Here is a 12,944-nt window from a genome sequence, read left to right on the forward strand (position 1 = left end):
AATGACTCTCCCATCGCTGCCGGGCCAGTCAAAGCTAGTCCGGCATTTTTCGTATGACCCCCTTACCTCAAAGGCTCGCGCAGCGAGCTGAGGTGGAAGTGAGGAGATGACTTTTGCGAGTCTCCTGGTGGTAAATCTTGGGTGAAAGTAGACAAAGCGAAGCCAGGTTCGCTAGAATGCAATAAAGAGGGTCTGGTAGGTTGGTGGTGTTCGTACAATTTTTGGGAAGGGGACGTTCATGGGGAGATTGCTCGCATTAGACGTAGGCGAGGCCAGAATAGGAGTTGCAGCGTGTGACGCAACTGGTTTTCTGGCTTCACCGTATACCACTATATATGTTACTCGGGATGAGGCGCAGACCTGGGATGCGATTGAGCGACTGATCGCAGAGACCGATGCAGAGGGCCTGGTAGTTGGACTACCAGTGAGCCTGGATGGTCAGATACATGCCCAGGGTGAGCGAATCATGGCCTTTGTAGAGCGTTTAAAAGCCCATATCGCCGTTCCGGTGACCTTCTGGGATGAGCGCCTCTCAACGGTAGAGGCCGAACGCCTACGCACACAGCAGGGGGGAAGAAAGTCGAAGCATACCGGCGGGCGTCAGCGCTCTCAGGGGAAACGTCGACGTCCAGGACATGAGATTGATGCCCTGGCGGCGGCCGTATTTCTCCAGGAGTACCTGGATGCACAAAGGAGTAGCACAAAAGAGGAATACGAATGATGAAACGACCGAAGAAATCACGTGCTGGTCTTATCTCAGTGCTGATGGTTGCGGTGGTGATATTTGTCGTCAGTCTCGTGGCATGGAATACTTTTACCTCTGTTTTTCAACCGGCAGACTCCAAGAATAACAAAACGGTGGCCCTGGAAATTCGCCCGGGCGAGAGCACGGCTGAAATCGCCAACGACCTGCAAAACAAGGGTTTGATTCGCAATGCGCTCGTCTTTCGCATCTGGGCGCGTGTGCGCGGCCTGGATAATCAGTTGCAGGCAGGCGTGTATAAAAAGCTGACACCTGATATGACGGTAGACTCGATTATCAACCAACTCTTGCGGGCCCAGCCGGACGCTGTCGCAGTCGTCTTGCCTGAAGGCTGGCGCCTCGAACAGGTCGCCAATGCCTATGCGCAAGCGCAACCCACGCTCTCGAATTTTAAGAAGGACGACTTCCTGAAGTATGCCAGAGATATCAATGCCTTTGATGCTTATGTGCAGGGCAAGTACAAAATGTCCGCGCGGGATAAGTACCCCATCTTAAAATCGATCCCGAATGGGAAAGGGATGGAGGGTTTCCTTTTTCCTGCCAGCTACCAGGTCGACCTCAAATCTGATGCGGGCGACGCTATCGGCTTGATGCTGACAACTATGAACGACGTCGTAAAACAGAATAACCTGGAGGCGCTGGCTCAGCAGCATAAGATGAGTCTGTATGATATGGTGAATCTGGCCGCCGTCGTCGAACGCGAGACGGGCCATGCCTCTGATCGCGAGGATGTAGGCAGCGTCTACTGGAACCGCATCTACCGGCCTAATGACGAGACCAATGGGAAGCTACAGGCCGATCCCACGGTTCAGTACGCCCGTGATAGCGATCAAACGCCTGCGAAGTACTGGCTGCCGCTCAATACGGTCGGAGGAGATACGGCCTCTAATAGCCCGTACAATACCTATAATACGGCGGGCCTGCCTCCCACGCCCATTTGTAGCCCTGGCCTGGCCAGTATGAAGGCCGTTGCCAATCCCAAACAGACCGACTACTACTACTTTATCGCGGATAAAGATGGCAAATCGCATTTTGCGAAGACATTCGCGGAGTTCCAGCAACTGGAGTCCCAATATGGCGGCTAAGCTGAAGAGGCCATGCTAGCATGGCCTCTCAGTTTCACTGGGAAACTTTGTCCAGATAAGTCACCGAAAGAGAGGATGCCCTCACGTGAGGCGCTTCCCAAGGCTGGTCCCTACTGGGTATACAGCGTCTTCCCAAATGAGAAGTCCAAGTTAACTTGGACTCTACAATGCGGCGGATGTGTTTACAATTACAACAATGAGAGAGATATAGTTATTTATGAATATAACAATCTGGCAGACGATTGTTCTGGCGCTATTGCAAGGCGTAACTGAGTTATTTCCGATTAGCAGTCTGGGGCATACAGTTCTTGTGCCGGGCCTGCTGGGCTGGGGCAATATGACGACCGACACGGCATGTGGTGGTGAGAGCTGTTTTGTCCCTTTGATCACGGCGCTGCACCTGGGGACAAGCATCGCTCTCTTACTCTATTTCTGGCGCGACTGGTTGCAGGTAGGCAGGACGCTGGTGGTGACAGCCAAAGATTGGAAGAGCGTACGTAAAGGCACACCAGAGTGGGTAAGCTGGCTGATCATTGTTGGTACCATTCCCGCTGGCCTCCTGGGTCTCCTGCTAGAGCATACACTCAAGCGTGTTTTCGCCTCACCCCTGCTCGCCGCTGCGTTTCTGGTACTCAATGGCGCGGTTCTGTTCCTGGGCGAGGCCATGCGGCGCAGATCTGCTGCAACGTTTTCCGCCTTGCCGCCACGCGAGCGTGAGAAGCAGTTTCGCCACCTGGACTCGCTCTCCTTCAAAGAGGCCCTGGCGGTCGGAGCTGCGCAGGCCCTGGCCTTGATTCCAGGCTTTTCGCGCTCTGGCATGACAATTGTGGGGGGCCTCTCTGTGCGCCTAACGCATGAGGATGCCGCGCGCTTCTCCTTCTTGTTGGGGACACCAGTCATTCTAGCGGCATCGGTTCTAGAGGTGCCCAAACTGCTGCACCTACCAGTCTCGACACTGCTGATGGTGCTCTTTGGCGCAGTCCTCTCTGGGATCGCGGCCTTCGTGAGCACCAGATTCCTGCTCAAGTACTTTGAGACTGGCCGTCTTGATCCCTTTGCCTATTACTGCATGGGAGCTGGCCTCATTATGCTGATCCTGTTCTTTACCGTCCTGCCAGGGCGGGCATAAAAAAGGATTAAAGCTGCACGACGCTGCTAAAGCACGCGTCTACATATCAAGGCGCGATATGTAGACGCGTGCTTTAGCAGCGTCGTCCCACTCTAGTTGCCGAATGGCTGTTCTGAGATCTGGCTATAGCCACGGAGAAATTCTTCAGTGGTCATGGCCTTTTTTCCCTCTAGCTGTAGGCGTTGTACCTGTAAGAGGCCCGAGCCGGTCGCGACCACCAGTACCTTCTGTCCGGCATGCTCACGAACGAGGGCAGTACCCGGCGCGACCGCTGTAGCGGGCTGGCGATCCAGAGGACGGGCTGTCAGAATCTTGAGCAGCTTGCCTTTCCACGTGGTGTAGGCGCTGGGCCATGGCTGGTAGGCGCGAACCTGGCGTGAGATGGCGCCCGCCGAGCGTTCCCACTGGATACGGCCATCCTCTTTCTTCAGCATACGTGTATGCGTCGCGTGCTCCTCATCCTGGGGCTCAGGCGTGATTTTTCCCTGAATCCAGAGCGGAAGGGCCTCTAAAAGCGCCTCTGCCCCCAGGTCTGCGAGTCTGGGGGTGAGTGTTCCCGTGGTCTCGTCTTCAGCCAGGGTCAGCGTGCGCCTGAGCAGGACGGGGCCAGTATCGATACCCGCGTCCAGGAGCATAATGGAGACGCCGCTCTCAGCATCGCCCTGGAGAATACATTCAGCGATAGGGTCGGCTCCTCGATACTTGGGGAGGAGCGAGGCATGGACGTTGAGCGTTCCATAGCGTGGCTGATCCAGCACATTTTGTGGTAGAATCTGCCCGAAGGCGGCCACAATGTAGAGATCGGCCTTGTAAGCGGCGAGCGCCTCACTATTTTCGGCCTTCTTAAAAGAGCCTGGCTGCCATACGGGCAGATCATGCTCTACGGCGGTCTGTTTTACGGGGGAGTAGACGATGCCGCGTCCGCGCCCGGCTGGTTTATCAGGCCGGGTGATAACGGTCACGATCTCGTAACCTTCAGGGAGAAGCGCTCCTGGCTTTGAATGCTGGATTAAGGCTTCCAGGGCAGGGACAGCAAATTGTGGTGTTCCCATATAGATGATGCGTAACAAGTCTTACCCCTCTACTACAACTCTTGCTAGATAGCGTTTATCCTTGTATTATGGTATGTATCTTGTTGTGTTTAGCGTCGCTAAGGTCATGTTGTGGCGGTATGTACAGTCCTGTTTTCCCGTGTGCCACTTCTGGCATGCAAGAAAGACTCTCTTATAGTAGCATATTCAGGCTATTTTATCACTCTTATCCGTTGATAGGGTTATGCTATATTTGCATTTGACTCATCATTAGTATTTTGTCGTTTCTAGCGTGGGAGGAAGCGTCACCTATTTTTATGGAGCCGCCCGTGAATAATGAGTACTCATTGCAACAGCCTCAGGGTCAGATTGCGCCATCGGCTACACCCCATACCCCGCGTGATTTCGCGGCCATGCGGCAGCACCAGCCATCCCAGTTGCCCTTTGGCATTAACGCGACTATGCCGCCTCCCACAGATGCACAGCATATCATGCAGCGCGTTGATGAAGTAACGACTCTTCAGCGTATGTTGATGGATCCAAACACGAGTTCTGTGATCGTGACTGGTAATCCTGGAGCAGGGAAGTCTACCCTGGCTGCCCTTCTTTTTCAGCGTCTGCTGCAAGCGCGTAATGCTGGTCAGCCCGCGCCCTCGCGCCTGGTCTGGCTTGAGATTAGCCCCTACACCACAGTCCCAGATATGCTCGCGGCCATATTGAATGGTATCGATGCAGGTGACCCCGGCCTCTTTCTGCTCAAACCAGAGCAACAGATGCAGCGTTTATTGGATGCCTTGCGCGATCCGCGCAAGAATGCCCTCGTTGTGCTCGACCAGTTTGAGGCGCTGCTCTACCCCGACGATATTCAGCCGGGAGTGGCGGCTCGGGGCGCGCTTCCCCTCTTTCTCGCTCTCTTACAGCAGGACCTGGGCGCCAGTCGCCTGCTGCTGACGAGCTATAGCTCACCTTTTGATGAATATGCCGAGAATACACGCGTACGCTCCTGCCTGATCTCGCGTATCAGCATCCCGGAGGGAATAGCCCTGTTGCAACAGCGGGGGGTGCGTGGCTCTCCTGAAGAGCTCTCCCTGGTCTGGCAGCGCTGTAGTGGCCATGTGTTTGCCCTGGCCCTCTTTGGCGCCTTGCTCAACCTGAGTGGTATATCGCTGAGCTATTTCCTGAACTCAGACGATTATCAGCCTATGTGGGCGGGCGATGTGACCTCGCACCTGTGCGCCGCCGTGTACCACTTTCTTAATCCCATTCAGGCTCAGCTTATGCACGCGCTCTGTCTCTATCACGAGTCTGTGCCTTTGTCCGGAATTCTGACGACAATTACGGGTGAGAAGGCTTTTGGTGGACAGACGATGACCGTGTTTGAGCATGAGCTGAATATGCTTGTGCATTACTCGCTGGTCCAGCGGACGTATAACTTAGAACGTTCGGCGGAGCGCATGCCACTCTTCATACTGCACCCGCTGCTGCGTCACTACGGCGTGGAGCATTATCTCGATACTCCCGAGCAGCGCACGGCTGGCAGTACCAGTGCAACGGGTTTGCGCCTGGCTCCCAACTTCGATGATACCCCTCAGCAGAACGACTCCTTGCAGGCGGCCCTCTCGCAGGCGCACATGCAGGCCGCTGCCTACTACCTGCATTTGGCTCATGAGACGGCTCCCCCCCAGGAGCAGCGACAGACGCTTGGCGATGTCGAGCCATTTATCGCGGCCGCGCGCCATTACTGCCTGGCCTGGCGCTGGCAGCGTGCGTGCGACCTCATTTTCGCCGAACACTTGCATGAGATGATGGTGCAACTCGGGGCCTGGAATACGCTGATCGGGCTGTATACGACCCTGCTACCCCCTCTGGGCGTCATTGCACGCCAGGATCAGGGCCTAGTCGCCAGTTATAATGGCATGCTGTATGGGCGCCTGGGCGATTATCAACAGAGCATAAGCTTCTTTAGCCAGGCGCTGGAGATCCAGAAACAGATGGGAGACCAGCAGGGAACCATCGCGACCCTGGTAAACCAGGGCGAGATGCTGCGCCTGCATGGCGATTTAGAGCAGTCGTACGCGAGCTTTGAGCAGGCACATGTGCTTAACGAGCAGGTGAAGGATCAGCAATTGCAGTGCGCCATCTACCATAACCTGGGCTTGCTCTATCATTCTGCCAGGGATTTTGAGCTGGCGTGCAACTACTATGTAGATGCTTTGAAGTTAACTGATGAGTCCTCGTCCCTGAATAAAGGGATGATTTTGACGAACCTGGGTATGCTGCTCTATCAGCAGAAGCAGGTGCGCGAAGGGATTGCCATTCTGCTCGCCGCACTAAGTCTGCGTCAGCGCATCCATGATCCAGCGGTAGTCTCTCTAGAGAAGTTTCTCCACGCCATTGAAACAAAGCTGGGTCCTGAGCACTATCAGCACCTCTGCCAGGAGGCGTTGGAACTCCAACAAGAGGTGTTCTCACGCTTCGTTCTCCTCAATATCTAAACCTGAGTGGAAGCTGAGAAAATTTGACAAGGGTTCTTTTGCTCGCTAAAGTAGGGGTAGGCTGGTTGCCAGTTGCCAGGCTTGTGCCGGTTGCCCGTCAATTACTGCCTAAAAAGTAAGAGAAAGAGAGTTCGTCGCGTTATGTCGTCTACTGCTGAGTCTGATTCGCGTGCCACAACCATGGTGGAGAAAGCAGCTCCCCCTGGAAATGGACAGCGTGTACATGATTGGTTTTTGATCCTGCTGGTATTTGTCTCTGGTGCCGTCTCCCTGGCGGTAGAGCTTTCGGCTTCGCGCTTGCTGGCTCCTTACTTTGGGACGTCGCTGTTTGTCTGGGCAAACGTGATCGGCCTGATTTTGCTGTACCTGACCGTCGGCTACTATGTTGGTGGTCGTATCGCCGACCGTTATCCCCGCTCATCTGTGCTTTACGGTATGACCGCTGCCGCGGCCCTGCTAATTGCTGCGATTCCTGCATGCTCACGCCCAATTTTGCAGTGGGCCTTGACCTCCTTCTCCTCCTATTCTATTGGTGTCTTTTATGGTTCATTGCTCTCGGTCATTCTCCTGTTCGCTCTACCCACGATTCTGCTGGGGTGTGTCTCGCCTTTTGCCATTCGCCTGCGTATCGAGCAGGTTGGCACATCTGGACGTATCGCTGGTGTGCTCTATGCGATTTCGACTGCGGGTAGTATTGTGGGAACGTTTCTGCCCGTCCTGGTCTTGATTCCAACCTATGGCACATACGCGACCTTCCTGATCTTCGCGGGCCTGTTGCTGGTCGTCTCGCTGATTGGCTTACTTTTTTTCGTGGGCGGGAAGCCGAGCCTTCCCAAAAGTAATAAGCGTTTTTTTTTGGCTGCTGCTGATTCTCGTCTGGTTGCTGACAGGAATGCTCGGAACGCACGGCCCTATTAAACCCGCCAGTGGCACGGGTGATGGGGGGCGTCTCCTGGAGGAACATGAATCGGCATATAACTATATTCAAGTGGTGCGCGCGGGCGATGAGACCCAGCTAGTGCTCAATGAGGGTCTGGGCATTCACTCCATTTACAACCCGCATGCGGTGCTGACGCAGGGGCCGTGGGACTACTTTATGGTTGCTCCCTACTTTAATAATCCACCCTTTACGCCTGACCAGGTCAAGCGGGTCGGCATTATTGGTCTGGGCGCGGGAACCTCCGCGCGCGAGTTTTCGGCTGCCTATGGTCCCATTCCAATTGATGGCGTCGAGATCGATAGCAAAATCGTCGAGATGGGCCGCAAATACTTTCATATGGATGAGCCCAATTTGCATGTGGTGGTTCAGGATGGGCGCTATTTCTTGAGCACGACGCAGAACAAATATGATGTGATTGGCATCGACGCTTACCAACAGCCATATATTCCCTTCCAGCTAGTTACGACGGAGTTCTTCCGCGAAGTACGCTCTCATCTCTCCTCGACCGGCGTAGCGGTCATCAATGTGGGACGCACAAGCGAGGATTACCGTATGGTTGATGCCATGGCGCAAAATATGAAGACCGTTTTCCCCAACGTCTATATTGTTGATACTCAGCGTTTCTCCAATAGCTTGATTATTGCGACCAATGCGCCAACGAAGTTCGAGAACTTCCGCAATAACGCAAATGAGCTGACCAATCCCCTGCTTCAGCAGGTGGCGAACACGGCTCTGCGCTACGGCAGTATGCGCGAGCAGATACCATCTCATGTCTTCTTCACCGACGATCTCTCGCCCGTTGAGCAAATGACCGACCAGGTTATCTTTGGCGAGATCAACCGCTTACAGAAGTAGGGTCAAAAGCCGGGTACATGACCATCTATGCCACCTGGGATCAGGAGATGCCAGGTGGTATCGACCCGGCCACCATCTTGGCAACCGTATATGACAAGGCCATTGAACGCTGAAGCCAGCGCGGGATTGTTCCTGGTGAACCTATCCGCGAAAAGCGTTTCCTCTATAGCGAAAAGGCTTAGACGTCATACCTCAATTTTCGGCGAAGTGGAAGCCGCATGTGCAAGGCTTTTCGCAACTATATCAAGCAATTCATCGAGATGAAAAGGCTTGTACAGAATAGGAATGCCTTTTTGTTCAAGGATTGCCTCTTGTTGCAAAACATCAGTAAGGCCTGCAGTACAAAGGATAATAGGGATATGCATAGTTGGGCGATGTAACTTGAGTTTCTGCAAAAAGTTCCATCCATCTTGGTGAGCACCAAATCTGAAATCAAGAAGAATGAGATCAGGTTGAAGGCGCTCAACATCTATGACATCCTCAAAGATCATCTCTGCAATCGTTACTTGATACCCGCCTTCCTCTTCTAAGACAAGGCGCATCATTTCGAGAATTGACGGGTCGTCATCAATAATCAAAAGATGGGCAGACATGACGTAAAAGCTCCTTTCATCGCTCTAGAATTGCATCAGAATGGCTCAGACAAACTTTATACTCAAGTATACGAATGAGTATTGGTATCAGATGCAGTTTGATTTTCGATCATAGCAACCTCGTGTGCCAGCTGGCACACGAGGTTTTTTTATGGAGGTTGCCCAGTATGCAGAAACCAGTAACCACGGCTCCAGGTGAGTTACAGTAAAGACGGATGTACAGTGCTGCTTACTGTCGAGGTTTTATCTCTAGAGGCTTATAAATAGGCGTTTCGTGCTGCTCTTGACTTTAGGAATATGGGGAGTGTTGTGATATACTAACCATTGTTTCTCTTTGCTCGCTTCGCTATTCCTTGCCCAGAAAGGATAAAGATATATATGAGTAGTGAACAGCTACCCCAGAATTACTATTTCCATAAGCTGCCCAATGGGATTGAGCTGATTGGGCAGTATATGCCCAGCTTGAGCTCGACCACGCTGGGCTTTCAGTTTGATGCCGCGGTTATCCATGAGCCAGCGGATAAGCCGGGCCTGGCGCATCTCTTTGAGTATATGCTCTTTCAAGGTACAAAGCAGCATGACGCCCGTGCGCTCAATGAAGCATTTGAGTCGCTGGGAGCGCGCAAAGGCGCAAGCACAGGGCTGGAGACCAGCCAGGTGTGGGCGCAGATTGTGCATACCAAGCTCGACGCCACGCTAGAGCTCTTGCGCGAGGTCATACTCCAGCCTACCTTCCCGCGTAATGAGCTGGACCAAATGCGCAATATCGTACTTCAGGAGATTCGCCGTCGCGACGATGAGCCGATGAGCCGCATCTTTGAGCTGGTGCGCTCAAACTTCTATCATGGCTCTCCCCTGGGACGCCCTATGCTTGGTAGCGATGACACGGTGCGGGCCTTACAGCGCCAGGATTTGCAGAACTTCTGGCAGGAGCGCTATCAGCCCAATAACATGCTCTTTGCCATCGCGGGCAAGTTTGATTGGGAGCATGTGGTGGCGAAGATTGAGGAGCTGTTTGGCTCCTGGCAAGGCAACGCGCAGGCTCTGACGTTGCAGAAGCCGCAACCAAGCAATAGTATTGCGCTGGAGCACCAGGAAGGCAAACAAGAGCATATCGCCATGATGGTCCCCTTCCCCAACTACATGGATGAGGATTATTATGCCGCCCAGGTGCTGAGCGAAGTGCTGGGTGGTGGCATGGCCTCGCGCCTCTTTGTCGAGGTACGTGAGAAGCGCGGCCTGGTATATGGCGTCTCCGCGGGCCTGGCTGGCAATAAGCAGATTGGCGTGCTGCGTGTCTATGCAGGCACCACGCCCGAGCAGGCCAACGAGTGCTTAAAGGTCATTGTCGATGAACTGCGCAAGCTGGAGCAGGATGGGATTACCCCCGATGAGCTGGAGCGTGCCAAGATTCAGCTTAAGAGCGAGCTGGTAATGCGCGGCGAGGGTTCTGGCTCACGCATGGGCGCGATCAGCCGCTCCTGGTGGTATGAGCGCAAGTTTAAGACGATCTCGGAGGTCAAGGAGGCGATTGATGGCGTGACTCAGGAGCAGGTGCTCAAGGTATTGCGCCGCTTCTCGCCGCTAAGTCCACTCACTGTGGCCGCGATTGGCCCCTTGCAGCATGACGAACTGGTTGGCGACACACTTTCCTTCTGAGTAGAAGGGGACAACGCTGCTAAAGCACGCGTCTACATATCATGGTACGTCATATGTAGACGCGTGCTTTAGCAGCGGTAGAAACAGGATTTTTTATGAGAATACCGCAACGCTTCTTGCTGCTTGGTTCCAGTGGCTATCTTGGGCGTACGCTGACTACTCTAATGCAGGAGCAGCCAGTAACCCTGTTCCCTACCTATCGCACCACAACTCTCTTTCCTCAAGCGTTGCGCTATGATTTCTGGCGCGATGACCTGGCAGACTTCGTGCGTGAGCAGAAAATAGACGCGGTGATCATGGCGGCTAACATGGCATATGAGGCCGTGGATCCTCTTTTCGATGGAAAGCTCTATCGGCGCCGGGTGAACCAGCTGGTTCAGGCCTGTATGCATTGTCGTTTTATCTATATCTCCAGTGATGGTATCTTTGATGGGCGGCAGGGAACATACACAGAGAGTGATCCTCCCCATCCAACTACTCCTTACGGCCAGAATCTCCACTTTTTTGAAGAGCGTGTGCGCGAGTTTTGCGAGAACTACTGTATTATTCGCCCCAGTTACCTGTACGGTTACTCACTTGGTGAACTGGATCGCCGCTTGCGGCGTGTGCGTGAGGGGTTATTGCAGGGCGAGCATTTTGAGTATTTTGATGATATGCTGAAGAGTCCCCTGGATGTAAACCAGGCCGCCCAGGCCATTGTTCAGCTTGCGCTCTCCAATTTTGTGGGTATTGTGCATGTCGCGGGTAAGCCTATGAGTGTCTATCACTTCTACCAGGCCGCGATGCAGGCCTTAGGAGTTCCTGTTGAGCATCTGCATCCCATCTCCATGCCGCCTGAGACCTATCTACCGCGCGACACCACGCTACGGACGCGCCTGATGAAGGGGTTAACGGGAATAGAGCCGTTAGAGATCGCGGAGGCGTTGACGCGCTATGCCCCGGCCTCCCTCAAGCCTCTGGAGGAGGCGTAAGCGCTCCTGTAGAGGCTTGAGGGAGACGAACTGCGCTAGCCTGTATACCAGATGCGGTAAATGGTCCCGTCTTTATCATCGCTGACATAAAGGGCGTGATCGGGTCCTACGGCGAGGCCCACTGGGCGACCCGAAGCATCATTTCCTTTGAGGAAGCCTGTAGCGAAGTCTTGCGCCTTGCCCGCGACCTGCCCATGGGCGGTCAGGGGGATAAAGACCACCTTGTAGCCTGTGGGGACGCTGCGGTTCCAGGAGCCATGGAAGGCAACGAAAAGGCCCTGGTACTGCTGGGGAAAGGCTTTCGCTCCCTGGGGGCTCTGGCCCTGCTGTTGCGCGTCATAGAATGCCAGCCCAAGCGGGGCAGAGTGCGCCTGCATTCTGACCAGGGGCTGTGTTACCCCTTTACATGAGTCTGAATTGCCCAGGTCGGGATCAATAATATTTCCCGCGTGGCAATAGGGCCATCCGTAATTTGCTCCATCTACGAGGTGGTACACCGTTTCAGGAGGAACGTCGTCCCCAAGTAGGTCGCGCCCATTATTGGTGACCCAGATCTGCTGGTTCCAGGGATTGATGCTCAGACCGACGGCGTTGCGCAGCCCCCTGGCGTAGAGGCGTCCATTGTTCCCGTCCAGGTTGTAGCGCCAGACGGTGGCGCGCTGGGGATTCTGCTCCACGCAATTGTTACAGGTTGAGCCAATAGAGACATAGAGATAGTTGTCGGGTCCAACCAGCACTGTGCGTGTGGAGTGGTTGCCGCCTACTGGCAGATTGGGCACGATTACCTTGCGCTCAGTGACCTTGTAGTCTTTATCGAGAGTAAAGCGCGTGACGCGTGATCCCTCGCCCACGTAGAGCTGCCCAGCATGGAAATCCAGGCTGGTGGGATCATCGAGTCCACTGACGACGACGATGCGCTCGCTGGCCTTTCCGCTGTGGTCGCGATCAGGAAGGGCGATGATACTTTTGGCATAGCGCTCCGCGACAAAGATCGTGCCATCGGGGCTAAAGGTAATCATACGTGGACCTGAGAGGCCGCTATAAAAGGCACTGGCATGAAAGCCAGGTGGCAGCGTGAGCGGAACTGTCGCGGCATCGCCACCAACATAGTGTGTGCCAGTCAGGAGGGAATCAATCGTGCGCCACTTGCTGGCGAGTATCCCCCCACCGATGAGCAGGAGAATTAATCCAACGATGAGTGCGATATGCCAGGGCCTGAGGCCACCACGCTTCCCGGCGGCTGGCAAATTTTTTTCACTGGTGTCCATGTGTTGCGCCTCTCTCCTTCGCCTTTTGTTATATCTCATTATGTCTCATCATGTTTTTGATTATAGGGAGGCTGTCGTATATCCGCAAGCTGTTCCTCACGTTTATCCCCGAAAGGTCCGGTATGCTGGTAAAGGTCCAATCGTGCAGTATTTGG

11 protein-coding genes are annotated in these 12,944 nt (G+C 54.1%); 8 read left to right on the forward strand and 3 right to left on the reverse strand.

Features of this window, described 5'->3' with window-relative positions:
* The first annotated feature begins 238 nt into the window (after positions 1 to 238).
* From ruvX to JMJ04_RS11525, 3 genes are all read left to right on the forward strand, one after another.
* Complete coding sequence (gene ruvX / locus JMJ04_RS11515) at positions 239 to 721, forward strand: Holliday junction resolvase RuvX (RefSeq protein ID WP_201370630.1); 483 nt, start codon at positions 239 to 241, stop codon at positions 719 to 721.
* Positions 718 to 1,848 (forward strand): endolytic transglycosylase MltG, encoded by a 1,131-nt coding sequence (mltG, locus tag JMJ04_RS11520; protein WP_201370631.1) that lies wholly within the window; start codon positions 718 to 720, stop codon positions 1,846 to 1,848. The genes ruvX and mltG overlap by 4 nt, the downstream gene beginning before the upstream one ends.
* A gap of 217 nt (positions 1,849 to 2,065) precedes the next feature.
* On the forward strand, positions 2,066 to 2,977 hold the full coding sequence (locus JMJ04_RS11525; RefSeq protein WP_201370632.1) for an undecaprenyl-diphosphate phosphatase: 912 nt from the start codon (positions 2,066 to 2,068) through the stop codon (positions 2,975 to 2,977).
* A 92-nt stretch (positions 2,978 to 3,069) separates the two neighbouring features.
* Here JMJ04_RS11525 and fmt read toward each other — a convergent pair whose 3' ends face one another.
* Positions 3,070 to 4,047: a methionyl-tRNA formyltransferase gene (gene fmt / locus JMJ04_RS11530; RefSeq protein ID WP_201370633.1), complete on the reverse strand. Its 978-nt coding sequence runs from the start codon at positions 4,045 to 4,047 to the stop codon at positions 3,070 to 3,072.
* A gap of 290 nt (positions 4,048 to 4,337) precedes the next feature.
* On the opposite strand from fmt, the gene JMJ04_RS11535 reads away from it, so the two are divergent.
* The 3 genes from JMJ04_RS11535 to JMJ04_RS11545 all read left to right on the forward strand — a co-directional run bounded on the left by JMJ04_RS11535 (position 4,338) and on the right by JMJ04_RS11545 (position 8,298).
* Entirely contained in the window at positions 4,338 to 6,503 is a 2,166-nt protein-coding gene (locus JMJ04_RS11535; protein ID WP_201370634.1) for a tetratricopeptide repeat protein, read from the forward strand.
* 141 nt (positions 6,504 to 6,644) lie between these two features.
* Positions 6,645 to 7,421: a fused MFS/spermidine synthase gene (locus tag JMJ04_RS11540; protein ID WP_201370635.1), complete on the forward strand. Its 777-nt coding sequence runs from the start codon at positions 6,645 to 6,647 to the stop codon at positions 7,419 to 7,421.
* Positions 7,396 to 8,298 carry a spermidine synthase gene (locus JMJ04_RS11545; RefSeq protein ID WP_201370636.1) on the forward strand — a complete coding sequence of 301 codons (903 nt, stop codon included), beginning with the start codon at positions 7,396 to 7,398 and terminating at the stop codon, positions 8,296 to 8,298. The genes JMJ04_RS11540 and JMJ04_RS11545 overlap by 26 nt, the downstream gene beginning before the upstream one ends.
* A gap of 185 nt (positions 8,299 to 8,483) precedes the next feature.
* On the opposite strand, the gene JMJ04_RS11550 is transcribed toward JMJ04_RS11545, so the two are convergent.
* Positions 8,484 to 8,891 carry a response regulator gene (locus tag JMJ04_RS11550; protein ID WP_201370637.1) on the reverse strand — a complete coding sequence of 136 codons (408 nt, stop codon included), beginning with the start codon at positions 8,889 to 8,891 and terminating at the stop codon, positions 8,484 to 8,486.
* Positions 8,892 to 9,269: 378 nt separating this feature from the next.
* Between JMJ04_RS11550 and JMJ04_RS11555 the strand changes: the two genes are divergently transcribed.
* Together JMJ04_RS11555 and JMJ04_RS11560 are read left to right on the forward strand one after the other, a co-directional pair.
* On the forward strand, positions 9,270 to 10,550 hold the full coding sequence (locus JMJ04_RS11555) for a M16 family metallopeptidase (protein ID WP_201370638.1): 1,281 nt from the start codon (positions 9,270 to 9,272) through the stop codon (positions 10,548 to 10,550).
* Positions 10,551 to 10,645: 95 nt separating this feature from the next.
* On the forward strand, positions 10,646 to 11,521 hold the full coding sequence (locus tag JMJ04_RS11560) for an SDR family oxidoreductase (protein ID WP_201370639.1): 876 nt from the start codon (positions 10,646 to 10,648) through the stop codon (positions 11,519 to 11,521).
* 35 nt (positions 11,522 to 11,556) lie between these two features.
* Here the strand turns inward: JMJ04_RS11560 and JMJ04_RS11565 are convergent, their stop codons facing one another.
* Positions 11,557 to 12,789: a PQQ-dependent sugar dehydrogenase gene (locus JMJ04_RS11565; RefSeq protein WP_201370640.1), complete on the reverse strand. Its 1,233-nt coding sequence runs from the start codon at positions 12,787 to 12,789 to the stop codon at positions 11,557 to 11,559.
* Between the last annotated feature and the right edge of the window lie 155 nt (positions 12,790 to 12,944).

It is taken from the genome of Ktedonobacter robiniae, assembly GCF_016587375.1.
Taxonomy (GTDB): Bacteria; Chloroflexota; Ktedonobacteria; order Ktedonobacterales; family Ktedonobacteraceae; genus Ktedonobacter; species Ktedonobacter robiniae.

Bases quoted from the DNA above. Each gene is read 5' to 3' on its own strand.
- ruvX (WP_201370630.1), top strand. From the start codon at position 239: ATGGGGAGATTGCTCGCATTAGACGTAGGCGAGGCCAGAATAGGAGTT.
- mltG (WP_201370631.1), top strand. From the start codon at position 718: ATGATGAAACGACCGAAGAAATCACGTGCTGGTCTTATCTCAGTGCTG.
- JMJ04_RS11525 (WP_201370632.1), top strand. From the start codon at position 2,066: ATGAATATAACAATCTGGCAGACGATTGTTCTGGCGCTATTGCAAGGC.
- JMJ04_RS11540 (WP_201370635.1), top strand. From the start codon at position 6,645: ATGTCGTCTACTGCTGAGTCTGATTCGCGTGCCACAACCATGGTGGAG.
- JMJ04_RS11545 (WP_201370636.1), top strand. From the start codon at position 7,396: ATGCTCGGAACGCACGGCCCTATTAAACCCGCCAGTGGCACGGGTGAT.
- JMJ04_RS11550 (WP_201370637.1), bottom strand. From the start codon at position 8,891: ATGTCTGCCCATCTTTTGATTATTGATGACGACCCGTCAATTCTCGAA.
- JMJ04_RS11555 (WP_201370638.1), top strand. From the start codon at position 9,270: ATGAGTAGTGAACAGCTACCCCAGAATTACTATTTCCATAAGCTGCCC.
- JMJ04_RS11560 (WP_201370639.1), top strand. From the start codon at position 10,646: ATGAGAATACCGCAACGCTTCTTGCTGCTTGGTTCCAGTGGCTATCTT.
- JMJ04_RS11565 (WP_201370640.1), bottom strand. From the start codon at position 12,789: ATGGACACCAGTGAAAAAAATTTGCCAGCCGCCGGGAAGCGTGGTGGC.